Source organism: Sporotomaculum syntrophicum (assembly GCF_009932395.1).
GTDB classification, from domain to species: domain Bacteria; phylum Bacillota; class Desulfotomaculia; order Desulfotomaculales; family Desulfallaceae; genus Sporotomaculum; species Sporotomaculum syntrophicum.
The window spans coordinates 36021-50667 of record NZ_LSRS01000004.1; the positions used below are offsets into that span (position 1 = coordinate 36021).

Genomic DNA, 14647 nt, shown 5'->3' on the forward strand with positions numbered 1-14647 from the left:
TGGTTAAACAGATGAATCAACGATACGATTTTAACGGTCACTCTATGTCTCTTCCAGACCTAAAAGCAACTCTTAAAGAGAAGAATCACCGAGAAATAATTGGATCATGCTGTGTTAAAATTAAAAATGGAATTCCAGTTAAAATTGTCTTCATCCAGAACCGTAATAACAAACGGGAATGGCTTGCGATACTAACGACTGATCTTGAGCTTGATGATGCTGAGATTGTGCGTATCTACGGTATGAGATGGGGCATTGAAGTATTCTTTAAAAGCGCCAAATCTCTATTTAAACTTGGTTCTGAGTTTCAGGGCAAAAGTTTTGATATGCTTATCGCTCATACGACTGTTGTTTTTACCAGATATATGCTGCTTGAATGGGAACGTCGACAGAATCAAGATTACCGTAGTTACGGAGAGCTATTTTTCATGCTCTGCGATGAAATACAGGATATTGACTTTGAAACTGCTTTAAAGCAACTGATGCTATTTTTTACTAAATTGCTAAACAACTTCTCAAATGATTTTTCGAAAGCGGTAGCGTGTCAAGTTAAGCAATGGATTGCCGCTCAGCCCTCATATATCAGGGCTTTGATGACTGATTTAGGCTGCGAAGTTTGAGTAAAAGAATATGTCAATGCCCTAAAAGCAAAAAAAATTCGAGTCGAAAAGGCTATACTTTTTGGTTCTTATGCTCGCGGCCAAGGGAACAAGGATAGTGATATTGACATTGCAATAATTTCACCTGATTTTGGCCATGATTACTTGGAAGAAGCCGTCATGTTAAAAAGAATTAGTGAATCCGTAGACTTAGATATTTCACCCAGACCATATTCTACTGAAGAATATAAAAAAGTTAGACCGGGCCAGTTTCTACATGATGAAATAATCAATAAAGGTAGATATGTTGAATGATTGCAGGGGGGCGCAATTTGGCCACATAGCAGCGCACTGTTCTCTTGGGGGACACAAGGGGACGGTTCCTTTGTGTCAAAAACTAAGCCTTATGCAATGTATATGTGTTCTTTTATCTGACACAAAAGTCGAGTAGANNNTGAACACTTCAGGTTTAACCTTGAAGATACTCTGCCATTTACCTTCTGCAAGTACATCCAAGTATTCATCGCCAATATACAGGTCAATGGCATTATCTCTATCTGCACGTCTGATATCATTTAAGAATTGCAGGCCAAGTACTTTTGGTGACTGACGAAGGAACCAGTTGTCGGCCTTGTTGCCGGCCAGTCTCGTACAATGAATTCTTGACTGCTGTCCAGCACCAATACCGATGGCCTGTCCACCTTTGGCATAGCATACTGAATTTGACTGGGTATATTTTAAGGTAATTAAGGCAATCACCAGGTCCAGCTTGGCTGCATCAGGAATATCTTTGTTCACTGTCACTACATTTTTAAGGAGTTCCTGATCAATCTTTAATTCATTTCTTCCCTGCTCAAAGGTGATGCCAAATAGCTGCTTATGCTCAATTGGCTCAGGACGATACGAAGCATCAATCTGAATTACGTTGTAATTACCATTTTTCTTGCTCTTTAAGATTTCTAAAGCGTCCGGCTCAAATCCTGGAGCAATGACACCATCAGAAACTTCTACCTTAATGAGTTTTGCCGTTGCAACATCACATACGTCGGAAAGACAAATAAAATCTCCGTATGAACTCATTCTGTCAGCGCCTCTTGCTCTGGCATAAGCATTGCCAGTGGCGTTAACTCGCCCTCCTCCACCCAGTAAATCTTTCTTTCAACATCCGTTAAGGGCAGTCCAACTGCGGCACCTGCTGGTGAGACATGTTTAAATGATGTTGCTGCCGGAAGTCCTGTGGCATTCTTTAATTCAGATACTAACTGCCAGCCATTCAAGGCATCGAGGAAATTAATATATCCTGGCTTGCCATTTAATACTGTAACTGGAAGCTCACTTCCGTCTTCCATAAAGATTCTGGATGGCTTCTGATTAGGGTTACAGCCATACTTTAAATCTAATTCATTCATTAAATATTCTGCCTTTCTATGCTTGGTTTCCTATCTTACAATTCCGTTCAGCAACTCAAAGCCGTTCTCCGTAAACAAATAATCAATTGCCTTACCCTCATCTTTCAACGACACGCGGCAACGCCCAATCAGACAGTTCGCTGGCTTAGAAAACGTCATCTCCACAGCACCGAAATAACGGGTATCAAATCGAGAAGCGTAAAAATCTTGTTTGTTTAGATAAACGATACGAATAAAATTGAGGATATCGATAGAAATTTGCTCATCAAGTGACAGATTATCGAATCCTTTTTTCATTAATTTCTTGAGTTCAAGTTCATTATACTTCATTCCCGCATCCCCTAAAATTTATTCTAACTACAACTCCATCCCATTCAATAGTTCCTTCAAACTGCTCAATTACTCTTTAGTAAAAGTAACCATTTTATATTTCTTCAAAATATGATGCATTTTCTGGTTCACTACTTGGTTTTACCTATCGTCTAAGGGCCGATTGCGGGATTCCTAAGTCTTTATTGCATTATTGCCAATTAGCCCTACACTAATGACCTTAATACTTGTGTCTGGCTTTTCTAAGGGTATTGATTTGAAGTCAGGATCATCCATTAATAAATATTTAAGTTTAAGAAAGCGGATTTTAACTTATCTAATAATTCTCTAATACTCAATCGATGTTCCGCGTCTGTTTCAGTACGTAAAATCTCAATTATCTTAAGCAACCTTTGCTTTGTACTAACATCTCTCATGTAAAAACCTCTGATTAGATTTTTTATGATAACAATCAAAACAATAAAGATATTTTAAGGCAATATTTCATTTGCATAATTAAACATTTATTGCAGTACAATTTCCTCTAGATGATCTTTGAAATTGCTGTCATCAACATAATAGCCTGGCTCTACAGTAACACTGGTTATTAAACAACAGAGGCGCGGAATTAACCATTAGCGTGCAGGAAGACAACGAGCATAGTTCCAATATGAAGTGCTGGATAATAGTCACGCCAATACCACTGTCTACCAGACGAGCTATGATGGTGAAGTCTTGTCAACCACCGGCTTCTGCTCCCCCTCCCGGAGGCGGAAGGTTATTATGTATTGAAACTAAGGATATGACGGTTTAATCTTGAATGGCTAAAAGTAAAATTGAGCCCCAAAAGGCCAATAAAACCCACCAACGATAACTTGTCTAAAATGCAATAAAATTACTTGCGGCTGCTTAAAACAAAAGACTGTAAACCCCCGTCTTTGTTAAAAAGCCTTTTATATGACAGCACTACCAATATCAGACAACCGATAGCCACGGCAGCAGCAACCATTAGCATTACCACTATCTGATAACGCACAGCCTCCCTTGGGTCAACACCTCCCAGGATTTGGCCCGTCATCATTCCCGGCAAACTAACAAGACCAACTACCATTAATGAGTTGATAGTAGGGGTCATGCCGGCCCCAATGGCTTCACGAACACTGGTTTGGATCGCCTCCCAGGGGGTAGCACCGAAGGTGAGCATGGCCTCAATCTCAGAAGCGCGGGCCCTGGCCTCCAGGTAAAGACGGTCCAGGGACAGAGCGATGCCGTTCATGGAATTACCAAGGATCATGCCGAAAATAGGTATTGCAATTTGGGCTGAGTACCAGGGGTCGGGAGAAATGATTAGGGTGGTAACAATGGTACCCACCAGGTAGGTACTGGCGACAAGGGATAAAAATGCCAGTACGGTAGGGTAGTCGGACACATTGGGGGTCCTTTTTACTGCGGCCCGGGAAGCAATATAACACATAGTGGTAATGATTAAAATAATTAACCACAGGTTATTAATCTGAAATATATAGGTCAGTGCATAGCCTATTAATGTTAGTTGGACGAAAGATCGTATTGTGCCCCAGATTAAAGGCTTTAATAGTCCCAATTTTAAAAACGAGGAAATAGCTCCAGTTATAAAAACTAAGATAAAGGTAAAAGCCAGTTGAAAATTAGTAATTGGAATAACGGAATTCTCCAATTTAATCCCTCCTTTTAGAAGGTTCGATGATATCTAAATACTTTAATTGTTCCAGCTGCCGGTAATCATTATTATGGGATATTAGCAACGCAGTATGGTTTGGCTCCTTCAACCACCCGGAAAGTACTTGGTACAGAGCTTGCCGCGCCGGCTCATCAAGAGCCGCCGTGGGTTCATCCAAGAGTAAAACCACCGGGTCAACAAGAAGGGCACGGATAAAGGCAAGTCTTGATGCCTCACCGCCGGATACTGTTCTGGCATCCTGATTCCACAACTCCAATGATAGATGCAGTTGTTTCATTAACTCTTTAGCCCTGTTCTTATCCAGTTTTCTCTGACCGCCCACCCTGGTTTCGAAGGGTTTAGCCAAGTTATAGGCCACTGTGCCATCAAAAAGAGTCGGTTTTTGAGCTAGGTAGTGGACATTTATACGCCAGCTTGTACTTGGTATTTGCAGCCAGCTTTTCCCCATCAGGAAAGCCTCACCACCGGAACCGGGTCGAAGACGGGACAGTATTCTAAATAACGTTGATTTCCCTGCTCCAGAAGGACCTCTGACTATCAAAACCTCTCCGTTTTTTACTGCTCCGGAAACTATAATATTACGCTTTGTTTCATTGCCAAGGGTGTAGTTAATATCTTTAAACTCAAATAGCAATTTAAAGATCCTCCTCAATCGTAGCCGCAATCGGGATAGGGTCTACCCACCTCCTGCATACACTGCACAGCAAGGCTGCCTAGTTTACTGTAATCACCATCGCTGGCAAGAATAGCCCTGGCAATCGCAAGCGACATGATGCTGTCGTCTGTCACGGTAGCGGTAGGCTAAAAAATCAAACCCCTTGGTCTTGACATTGTTCCACTCGAAGCGCGAGCCAACAATATCACCAATGATTGATCCTAACATAAAGCCACCTTGGGATAAATTGATTGACCTTATTATACCATTGTAGATAGAAAATTGTTGTCAGGGTTAATTGATTTTGTTTAGACATAAGAACACGTTGCCGCTTCGTTTAGCAGACTTAGAAATTAGAAAAAACCGGGCATATTTAAGACTAATGGAAAGGAATAGCTTGAGAGTAGGACGAAACTTATACATACAGTCACAGGCGTTAAGAAATGACCGCTTGGAGCGTACATCAAATATCTTGCAGAATGTCACCGAGAGTAGCTATTTTTTAGCTTTCTTTTTTGCGCAAAAGCATGTAACCTAATTATTGAACTACAAAATGCATGACTTAGTTGGCGTAAGTCAGGTTAAATTAAAAAAAGGTGGTGCCGGTAATGCGGAAATCATTAATCATCATGCTCTCACTACTAGTAATTTTGCTGGCAACCGGTTGCAGTAGCCAGGGTGCCAAAACAAACGAAACACCAGCTCCAGCACCGGAAAAGATTATCGTACAAGCGCCGGTCGGTCCTCCCACCGCGCCTTTGCTCAGCCTGGCTGAAAACAGCACACTTCCCGATACCAGTGTGGAGTTGATTATTTATAAGACGGTTGAGGAAGCCACTGCCCGGGTGGTCAAAGGTGAAGCAGATTTTACCGTATTGCCTGTAAACGTGGCCGCCAAACTTTATAACAAGAACCTGCCTGTTAAACTGGCCAATGTCAGCACCTGGGGCATCCTGTATCTGATTTCTGTTGATAGTGAGCTAAAAGAATGGAGCGATCTTGCCGGTAAGGACCTTTATGTGGGAGCAAAAGGATCGTCCCCGGATGTACTGACCCGGTACCTGCTCAGTAAAAACGGTGTCCAAGCAGACAAGGTCAAGTTGACCTACTTGGATTCGCCTGAAATAGCTCAGATGATGATTAACGGCCTGGTTAAATATGCCGTATTGCCGGAACCTTTGGTTACCCAGGTTATCTTAAATAACCAGCAAGCCAGGGTGGTCAGGGATTTTTACAGTGACTGGCAAACTGCAGAAGGCAGCTCCACAAAACTTCCCCAAACCGGGATGATTGTACGCAACGATTTTGCCAAGGCGCACCCGGAAACAGTGAGCGATTTCCAACTGGCTTACGCCCGGCAGTTGGAAGCCACCGTGGCTGATCCCGTAAGTGCAGCCCCACTGGTGGAAAAGCATCTAAACATGAAAGCTCCGGTTTTTATCCAGAGCATGTCCCGTACCCGCCTGCAATTTGTACACGCAAGCAGCGCTCAAGCTGATGTGCATACATACCTGAAGGCACTGCTTGATTTATCACCGGACATGGTGGGAGGAAAGCTGCCGGATGAAAAATTCTTCCTGGCTAATTAAAACTCTGGTCCAGTTTACCGGTCTTGTTCTGTTTTTCGCCCTCTGGCAAGTGTTATCCGGTTTTTATAATCATGTCATCATACCGTCGCCAATGGAGGTTGTACGTTCAATCATCGGCCAGGCAAGCAGCGGAGAACTTTGTGAACACGGCCGTCAATCCATTGTCCGCGGCCTTACCGGCTTTGGATTCGCCTTAAGTATCGGTACGCCACTGGGACTCCTGATTGGCTTAAACCCGGTGGCAGCCTCCCTTTTTCGCCCGGTGGTCGTGGTGTTTCAGGTTACACCTTTGATTTCCTGGCTTCTTTTGGCGATGATCTGGATTGGCTTTAGCAGGGTCCCTGTTTTTATTGTTTTTGTCACTACCCTGCCACTGATTGTGATTAATGTCTTTCAGGGTGTACACAGCATTGACCGGCAATTGCTGCAGATGGCCTCGGTTTTTAAAATAAACAAGGATAGAATAATTAGGGAGATTTACCTGCCCCAGGTAGCTCCCTACCTCATGGCCGGCATTGCCAATGCGCTGGGTACCACCTGGAAGGCTGTGGCTATGTCTGAATTTTTAAGCGTGCAAACGGGTATCGGGGCCAGCATGGCTGTAGCCAGGATTAATCTGGAGACCGCCGACCTGTTTGCCTGGACTATTACACTGATTGTCCTGGGCATGTTAACGGATCGACTGTTAGCCTACCTGACCCGTCGTAAACTGAGTCATTGGATGTGATGGGCGGCTTGATAGAATTTGAGCAGGTCAATAAAACACTGGGGCAGACCCGAATTTTAGACAACTTTTCCTTTTCTATAGAGGAAAACAAGATATTCTGCATCATCGGTCCCTCCGGCTGCGGCAAGACAACCATCCTGCAAATGCTGGCCGGGCTGGAACAGCCTGACCGGGGTCTGCTCAAAGGCTTGACCGGTAAGCGGGTAAGCTATGTCTTCCAGGAACCAAGGTTATTGCCCTGGAAAACAGTTGCCGGCAACCTTGATTTCATATTGCGGGATGAGCTGCCACCGGCAAAGAAGGATAAACTCATCGACCATTATCTCAAAATAATGGGTCTTGACGGCTACCGCAACAGTTACCCTAAAGCACTCAGCGGTGGCATGAAGCAGCGCCTCGCCATCTGCCGAGCCTTTGCCTATCCTCATGATATTTTATTGCTGGATGAGCCTTTTAAATCACTGGACACGCCAATGCGGCTAGGATTGGTGCGGCATGTTATTAAGTTATGGCAAACAGCCCCCCGCACTATTGTGTTTGTAACCCATGATATTATTGAAGCACTTCTCCTGGGCCACAGGATTATGGTATTAGCGGCCAGGCCGACAGAAATCCTTGAGATCATCGACCTGGATATGCCCCATGACCAGCGCCATATGGGTGAGGAACTGCTAGGTTCACTTTACACTAAGCTGCTGGATTTACTGGATAAAGAAAATAAGAAGTATTTTCCGGAACTATGATCACCCTCCAGACTCCCTTTTATTAGGCGGAAAGCCCTCATATTTTATTCCCTTTCAGCAGCTTCTTGATAAAAAAATTTAGGTATTAAAGCTCACTACTTGTAAAAATATTAATTAACGTCCATTAACTTCAAAAGCGCGCTTACTCTACAATATTTTTAATGCGTCCCTTTCCGCTACTCTTAGGTATGTATTAGATATTTATTGTTTTACAGCCGCTTTCATTACCAATAATTTTAAAAAGTGTGAAGATTCCTATAATATCTATACTGCCCCACTCGATAATCAATCTTACATCATATGTTTTGCAATCTACCACAGTTGTTGCAAAATTTGCAACAACTGATTTTTTATTAATAATTAAAGTTTTTTCAGGTAAAAATATCTTTATAGGTTAAATTTTTTTACAGAATGGGGCTTGGAACAAATGTTTGGAGAAAGTATCTTCTTTTTTTATAAAGCTCTTCTTTTTGGTATAGCGGCTTATGCTGTAATTCCTAGACATGAATTTAAAAGATATTTGATATATGGATTTATTTTTGGGGGAATCGCTGATGTAGTTGTAATAATCGTTTTGGAACCTATCCTAAATTTGATAAAGTACCATAATCTGGGGCCTTTTAGTATTTATGGTTTATTTTCATTTTGGACACCTGTATCTTGGATGTTTGCTTTTATGATATTTTTTTACTTTCTTCCTGTAAGAAAAGTCTTTTTAATTCCATACATAATAGGTTTTTCACTATTCGGATATATGGTAGGAATTGTTTTAAATGGTCTTGGATTATTTGAGTATATCGGTATTCAAAAGTATCTTGCCCCAATAGTATTTTTTGTTTGGTTTTCTATATCTGCATATGTTTATTTTAGAATTGGTAATATTAAATTGAGAAATTTATAGTGTTGGATATAGTTAAATAAAATATGTTATTAATATTTCCGGTCTGCTCCAACCACTTCCTGAACAGCTTTTAATTAAGACTATTCTTCATTTAATCTAAGTTGGTTCTGATAAGCATCCCAGATCATCCATTCGAATATTTGTTTTGCCTGATGGCAAATCCGATCATCTATTTCCCATATAGAGCTATGATTTACATAGGCTGCATATGGACAACCGCCACCACATATCGAAATAGCGTAGCAATCAATACAGTCTTTCATGTTTAATGGAAACCTTTGTCTCCATTCACTAAACAGATCGCTTTCATTATAAAGATAATCTGAATTTATTTGTTCCAATTTCGCATGCATTTGATCTACAGAATATGGGAAAAACTCATTGATACCTAAAAAGGCCTGACATGGTCCAATTAATCCAGAGGGCGATATAACAATGAGTTGGTATTTGTCAAGGCGTCTACTTGTTTGACGCTTACGTTTTAGTAATACTTTATCTTTCATTTTTTTATCCGATGAAATCAATGCGTTATATACAGGATTTCCCCCACACACTTACTTATGCCCCTTGTTTAATACTCGTCTAAAAATCTTTGTACCGAACTAACTAATTTTCCAACATGTAAACCATCCACAAAAGAATGATGTGCTTGAACAGAAAATGGCAGAATAACTTTCCCATCTTTTTCGAAATACTTTCCCCAGTCAAACAAAGGTGTTGCGTTATCCTTCTTACCCAAGTTGGTGTGAGAAATATGAGTATAGGATACCCATGGCATAGGTGAGAACATAAATATATCATTTCCTAAAGGTCCGGTAAAATATTCTCCTTGCTCTTTAGCTACCTTACTTGCTTCTAAAACAAATTCTTCTATCGTATCTTTCATAGGAACATTAACAACTTTGAACAATTCCGTTTCTTGATTAAGGTAAGTAAACCCAGTATCAATCTTGTTAAATAGTACAACTTTACCACCAACAAAACGATATCGGAATTCCTCAATTTCGTTGGCACATCTTGAAACTACATAAATCATAGCCATAGTGAAAGAATAATTATCTTCTCTAATTCTACGTAGAAAATGTGTGATATCTAATTCGAGTGATACGCAAAATGCAGGTTCAACGCAATTTCTGAATACTTCGCAATGCATAGCTCGTTTCCAATTCTTTTCATCTATTTCAATATAGTTGTTTGCCATGATAAGCCTCCTGTACGAAATTGGCCTGTAGTTTAATATAAGCATTGATTTACTTAATGGTCTTTTTTCTTTACTGAAATTCAGATTTCGCTTCTATACTTTGGATTACCAGTGTCCTGATTCTCATTTTCAACTCCTCAAAACCTTCTCCATGGGCTTACCTTTTGCCAATTCGTCAACCAGTTTGTCCAGCCAACGGATTTTCTGCATAAGAGGGTCTTTGATTTCTTCGAAATACTTCTATTAGATTTTCCTTAGTTACAATTTCTTTATTATTCATAAAATCTACCTTTTCATTCTTAAGCTGTAAATACCCGGGTGGAATCAGCATATTCCAACATGTTATTTTCACATTATAGCGCAAGTCGTTTGCCCTTTCCAGCCAGCCTACAATACTACCTTGCCAATTATGCCATCTTCCCTTTGTTTACGCAAAAATCGTGATTCTGTTTAGCTTGAGCCTCCGCATGTTTTTGCTGTGCTTTTTCACATTGCTGATAATTGAAGATACGGATGATCGAAGTGCATCTATAAGCTCGTCTTTTGTATAATTATCGATAACACTTTTCAGCAGAGGAAAGTGAAGGAGATATAACCAGTTAGAGGTAGCTAGGAAATAATAGCAATTAAACTAAAACAAAAAAAGGTTTGCCGGTTTGGAGATAGAAATGATTATTTGTAATACAGACTTGTTTGCTTTGTTATTACGCATTTTGAGGAGGTTGGTTTATGTTTATTTTAAAAAAATTTGGCCAAATTTCTTTATTAGTCGTAATAACACTTTGTTTTTCCGCTTCGGCTTTTGCAGCCCCCAACAGGAATCTCACCAATACAGGTCAATACACAAGTCTTTTCATACCTGTTCAGATCCTTGGAATAAACGACTTCCACGGACAGTTGAACACAACCTCACAAATATCGGGTAATAATGTCGGTAGGGCTGATTATCTTGCAGCTTACTTAAAACAAAGGGAAAAGGAAAATAAGAATACGATTATTGTTCATGCCGGTGATTCGGTGGGAGCGAGCGCACCGGTTTCTTCCCTGCTTCAGGATGAGCCTACAATTGAATTTATGAATATGACCGGTTTTGATGTAGGTGTACCGGGCAACCATGAATTTGATGAAGGGCCAGACGAAATGATGCGCTTGCTTAATGGTGGATATCACGATGCTACAGGAGATTTCGAAGGAGCGGATTTCCCTTATGTTTCCGCCAATATTGTATATACAGAAACTGGAGAAAACATTCTGCCTTCTTATGTCATCAAAAAAGTTAATGGTATACCTATTGCCTTCATTGGAGTAACCCTTTCAGAAACTCCAAGAATTACAACTCCCAGCGGAGTTGCTGGATTGAAGTTCGGTGATGAAATAGATGCTGTGAATAAAGCAGTCGGCAAACTCAAAAAAGACAAAATTAAATCAATTATTGTGCTGGCTCATGTGGATGGATTTTATGATCAAGATGCTAAAGAGGTATCAGGCAAACTTGACAACCTTGCCAAAAGTATTGATGACGAGGTTGATGTAATCATTGCCGGGCACAGCCATGCAGGTATTAATAATATAGTAGATGGAAAACTCATAGTTGAGTCCTATTCCAATGGGATGGCGTTCTCTGATATTGATTTAAAGATCGACCCCAGAACCAAAGATATTATAGCGAAAAAAGCTGAAATCATTACCACTTTTCAAAAGGGTATTAAACCGGATGCAAAAGTAAATCAATTAATTAGCAGATACGAAAAGATAGTTGAACCTATTGCAAATACGACCATAGCAACTGCCAAAAGCGCAATTATCAAGAACCAAAACGAGTCTGGAGAGTCGGCTCTTGGCAATTTAATTGCCGATGCCCAGCGCTGGGAAATGGGGACAGATTTTGCATTTACGAACCCAGGGGGAATTAGAGCTAATATCGAGGAAGGTGAAGTAACCTGGGAAGACTTATATCGAGTACAGCCATTTAATAATGACCTTGTGAAAATGACGCTCACAGGCGCTCAAATTAATTCATTATTAAATCAGCAGTTTACTGTGAATAGAATATTGCAGATATCCGGTCTCAAATATACTTGGAAAGATGGTGCAGTTGTGGATATATTCCTGACGGATGGGATAACTCCAATAGATCCCTTGGCTAACTATACGATAACTGTAAACAGTTATCTAGCTTCCGGGGGTGATGGTTTTACTAAATTGAAGGAGGGTACTAATAAAGAAATTGGAACAACTGATCTTAATGGGTTAATCAATTATCTTAAAAAACTTCCTCAACCTTTTAATGCTTCTATCGAAGGTAGAATCAACAAATTGCTCTAATAGCAATTATGTGAGAGGTTTAAATAAACGATAAGTTTAAAGCCAAATAAAACCCTTAAGAATAAATGCTTAGGGGTTTTGTTTTGCCCTTAATACCAGCAAACAATAAAATGCCACAAGCTATCACCCTAAAAGTGGCACAGTTTGTGGCTGAAATACGTCATTAACTATCTCTCTATTATTGTTTTGTAACTTATCTAAATAAAACCAGTATTTGATTTTCACCTGTACGCTTCATTACCCTGTAACCTTCACTAGAAGCTGTTGCAATTCCTTCGTCATTGGGTTTACAATATCCATCTTCTTTACACGTTCCATCATCCCTTACAAGGATTTGTCCTATTAGACCAACAGCAACCCATTCGCACCGCTTACACCGTGGAATATATTCTTTAGTATTGTCCCAATCAGGGCTCAAAACAGGTTGTGTTTCAGTGTGTTCCGGGATGATGACCTTTCCATCTTTATCTGTCACTGCCGGGACAAGTACATCGTGGTATTGCACACTGCCCCATTTATCGATCATGTACTTATTTTTCCAATTCAATTCCCCGCTGTTACCGATTACTGCTGGAGTAGCACTGGTGATTCCTAGAATATAACTGTCATTTGCCTTTGCTTTGCGTATTTTCTCGCCTTTTAAAGTAACAAAGTAACCACAGTCGATGGGCTTCCCGTCAAATGATTCAAACATCTCTGCATAACCCGCACAACTACCGGGGCCGCCACCTGCAGTTAACGTACCTGCGAAACAAGCGTTACCATTATTTAGTATTTTAGCTGCTATACTTTTATTATCTGTACTTGTGCCGTTCGCCAAAAACCAGGAATAATCAGTGCTGGCGTCTCCAAACTTGCCCATAATATGGGCTCCGGTATGCCCGTTGGTATTTGTGAAATTACCTTCGGCATGGGAAAAATTTCCGTTTGCTGTTGCGCCTTCACCTTCGGCATGGGCTGCCCTGCCGCTGGCTGTTGGTCTAATACCTTCAGCATGAGCCGCCCTGCCGCTGGCCGTTACCACTCCACCATCAACCTCTCCACCCTCGGCATGGGAGGCTTCCCCACTTGCTATTGTAAAGATACCCTCAGCATGAGAAAAAGCGCTACTCGCTATTGTATAAAAACCCTCCGCATGGGTCGTATTTCCGCTTGCTGTTGAGACTCGACCTTCGGCATGGGCAGAATATCCGCTCGCCATTGTGCTTATACCTTCGGCATGGGAACCTGCTCCATTTGCTATTGTATTTTTACCTTCGGCATGAGCAGAAGATCCGCTCGCCGCAGTTTCAAAACCTTCAGCATGGGCTGCTACTCCACTAGCTCTTGTGGATTGACCTTCGGCATGGGCAGCGAGGATACTTGCTGTTGTTTCAAAACCTTCAGCATGAGAATCAAATCCACTGGCTGTTGTGTTTTCACCTTCGGCATGGGCATATGTCCCACTTGCTCTTGTATCAAAACCTTCAGCATGGGCTGCCTTGCCACTGGCTATTGTAGTACTGCCTTCCGCACGTGAGTAATCACCTAAAGCCTGGGTGTTGCAGCCCTCGGCATGAGCGCCCACCCCCCCGGTTTCTGTACCTGCTACTGAGGAAATACCTTCAGAATGCGAGGCCTGCCCTATTGCTTTTGTTAAGTCACCTTCGGCATGGGCCGCCTCTCCACTTGCTATTGTCTCGCTGCCTTCAGCATGAGAACAATCAGTTAAAGCCTCGGTGTTACAGCCCTCGGCATGAGCGCCCTTACCACTGGTGTCTGTACCTGCGACTGTAGAATCGCCTTCAGCATGGGAACATGTGTTAACAGCTATGGAAAAAGAACCTTCCGCATGTGAACATCTCCCAATTGCCCGTGTTTTACAACCTTCCGCATGCGAACATTCACCAATAGCCTTCGCATCGCAATTTGTTTCCTCTGCTGAAGAACATAAGATATTTCCAGTATCCTGAGTTTCGCAATTCTCATTTTGGGAACTATCCCCTGTAGCTTTAGCGTCATAGTCTTCTAGAGGGGCACACTTATCAGACGAACTTCTCATGCATAACTTCCTCCTTGCCATACAATTAATAGTATAATATGGTAGTTGAAATAGATTTGCACCTTTAGACCAAAGAAAACTTAATTTGGTAACACCTTCCTCCGCACTTACATAGTATATATCGTAACTACAATAGAACCTTATCTAAGGAGGAATGTGTTTATGGGTTATGGAGCAACTGGTGGCGGCGGAAGTTGCTTTGACGGTAGTTTCATTCTCTTTTTGATTCTGATTCTGCTAGTGTTTGGGATGGGATTTTGTGGATACGGCGGGAACGATGGAAAATGTTAAATCTGCGCAAGGCGCTCCGAGAGGGGCGTTTTGTTTTACATAAACGTCTGTGGTGCTGTGTGTTTTTTATGACGTAATCAACGTATTTCTTTCTTTAGCATATTATAAATGGTAAATCAACCCATTAAAAAAGGGGG

At 41.4% G+C, this 14647-nt stretch carries 13 protein-coding genes and 4 pseudogenes; 8 read left to right on the forward strand and 9 right to left on the reverse strand.

Annotation, left to right across the window (positions count from 1 at the left end):
* Both SPSYN_RS15980 and SPSYN_RS09635 read left to right on the forward strand, forming a co-directional pair.
* Nucleotides 1-620, forward strand: a pseudogene (locus tag SPSYN_RS15980) (IS4 family transposase); the annotation flags it as partial.
* Between the two features lie 15 nt (nucleotides 621-635).
* Nucleotides 636-914 (forward strand): annotated as a pseudogene (locus SPSYN_RS09635) (nucleotidyltransferase domain-containing protein); the annotation flags it as partial.
* A gap of 140 nt (nucleotides 915-1054) precedes the next feature.
* Here SPSYN_RS09635 and SPSYN_RS09640 read toward each other — a convergent pair.
* The 5 genes and pseudogenes from SPSYN_RS09640 to SPSYN_RS16225 all read right to left on the reverse strand — a co-directional run.
* Nucleotides 1055-2008 (reverse strand): annotated as a pseudogene (locus SPSYN_RS09640) (phosphoribosylaminoimidazolecarboxamide formyltransferase); the annotation flags it as partial.
* A 30-nt stretch (nucleotides 2009-2038) separates the two neighbouring features.
* Nucleotides 2039-2338 (reverse strand): hypothetical protein, encoded by a 300-nt coding sequence (locus tag SPSYN_RS09645; RefSeq protein ID WP_161822288.1) that lies wholly within the window; start codon nucleotides 2336-2338, stop codon nucleotides 2039-2041.
* 874 nt (nucleotides 2339-3212) lie between these two features.
* Nucleotides 3213-4013, reverse strand: a complete 801-nt coding sequence (locus SPSYN_RS09650) for an ABC transporter permease (RefSeq protein WP_161822289.1) — start codon at nucleotides 4011-4013, stop codon at nucleotides 3213-3215.
* Nucleotide 4014: 1 nt separating this feature from the next.
* The gene (locus tag SPSYN_RS09655; RefSeq protein WP_161822290.1) at nucleotides 4015-4671 is read right to left on the reverse strand and encodes an ABC transporter ATP-binding protein; all 657 of its coding nucleotides are present in this window, start codon (nucleotides 4669-4671) and stop codon (nucleotides 4015-4017) included.
* A 14-nt stretch (nucleotides 4672-4685) separates the two neighbouring features.
* Nucleotides 4686-4808, reverse strand: a complete 123-nt coding sequence (locus tag SPSYN_RS16225) for a hypothetical protein (protein ID WP_279279260.1) — start codon at nucleotides 4806-4808, stop codon at nucleotides 4686-4688.
* A 492-nt stretch (nucleotides 4809-5300) separates the two neighbouring features.
* On the opposite strand from SPSYN_RS16225, the gene SPSYN_RS09660 reads away from it, so the two are divergent.
* From SPSYN_RS09660 to SPSYN_RS09675, 4 genes are all read left to right on the forward strand, one after another.
* Nucleotides 5301-6281 (forward strand): ABC transporter substrate-binding protein, encoded by a 981-nt coding sequence (locus SPSYN_RS09660; RefSeq protein WP_161822291.1) that lies wholly within the window; start codon nucleotides 5301-5303, stop codon nucleotides 6279-6281.
* The gene (locus SPSYN_RS09665) at nucleotides 6256-7008 is read left to right on the forward strand and encodes an ABC transporter permease (protein ID WP_161822292.1); all 753 of its coding nucleotides are present in this window, start codon (nucleotides 6256-6258) and stop codon (nucleotides 7006-7008) included. The genes SPSYN_RS09660 and SPSYN_RS09665 overlap by 26 nt, the downstream gene beginning before the upstream one ends.
* Nucleotides 7009-7016: 8 nt before the next feature.
* Nucleotides 7017-7751 (forward strand): ABC transporter ATP-binding protein, encoded by a 735-nt coding sequence (locus tag SPSYN_RS09670; protein ID WP_207708556.1) that lies wholly within the window; start codon nucleotides 7017-7019, stop codon nucleotides 7749-7751.
* A gap of 427 nt (nucleotides 7752-8178) precedes the next feature.
* Nucleotides 8179-8652 carry a hypothetical protein gene (locus tag SPSYN_RS09675; RefSeq protein WP_161822294.1) on the forward strand — a complete coding sequence of 158 codons (474 nt, stop codon included), beginning with the start codon at nucleotides 8179-8181 and terminating at the stop codon, nucleotides 8650-8652.
* Between the two features lie 80 nt (nucleotides 8653-8732).
* Here the strand turns inward: SPSYN_RS09675 and SPSYN_RS09680 are convergent, their stop codons facing one another.
* The 3 genes and pseudogenes from SPSYN_RS09680 to SPSYN_RS09690 all read right to left on the reverse strand — a co-directional run.
* Nucleotides 8733-9206, reverse strand: coding sequence for an SPASM domain-containing protein (locus tag SPSYN_RS09680; RefSeq protein WP_161822295.1), 474 nt, complete (start codon nucleotides 9204-9206; stop codon nucleotides 8733-8735).
* A gap of 17 nt (nucleotides 9207-9223) precedes the next feature.
* Nucleotides 9224-9853, reverse strand: a complete 630-nt coding sequence (locus SPSYN_RS09685) for a chloramphenicol acetyltransferase (RefSeq protein ID WP_161822296.1) — start codon at nucleotides 9851-9853, stop codon at nucleotides 9224-9226.
* Nucleotides 9854-9982: 129 nt separating this feature from the next.
* Nucleotides 9983-10084: pseudogene (locus tag SPSYN_RS09690) on the reverse strand (DUF2200 family protein); the annotation flags it as partial.
* Between the two features lie 498 nt (nucleotides 10085-10582).
* Between SPSYN_RS09690 and SPSYN_RS09695 the strand changes: the two are divergent.
* Complete coding sequence (locus SPSYN_RS09695; RefSeq protein ID WP_161822297.1) at nucleotides 10583-12178, forward strand: bifunctional metallophosphatase/5'-nucleotidase; 1596 nt, start codon at nucleotides 10583-10585, stop codon at nucleotides 12176-12178.
* A gap of 193 nt (nucleotides 12179-12371) precedes the next feature.
* On the opposite strand, the gene SPSYN_RS15985 is transcribed toward SPSYN_RS09695, so the two are convergent.
* A complete protein-coding gene (locus SPSYN_RS15985; protein WP_243153006.1) occupies nucleotides 12372-14219 on the reverse strand; it encodes a peptidase G2 autoproteolytic cleavage domain-containing protein in 1848 nt (615 codons plus the stop codon).
* Nucleotides 14220-14381: 162 nt separating this feature from the next.
* Between SPSYN_RS15985 and SPSYN_RS16230 the strand changes: the two genes are divergently transcribed.
* Nucleotides 14382-14510 (forward strand): hypothetical protein, encoded by a 129-nt coding sequence (locus SPSYN_RS16230; RefSeq protein ID WP_279279261.1) that lies wholly within the window; start codon nucleotides 14382-14384, stop codon nucleotides 14508-14510.
* Nucleotides 14511-14647 lie beyond the last annotated feature (137 nt).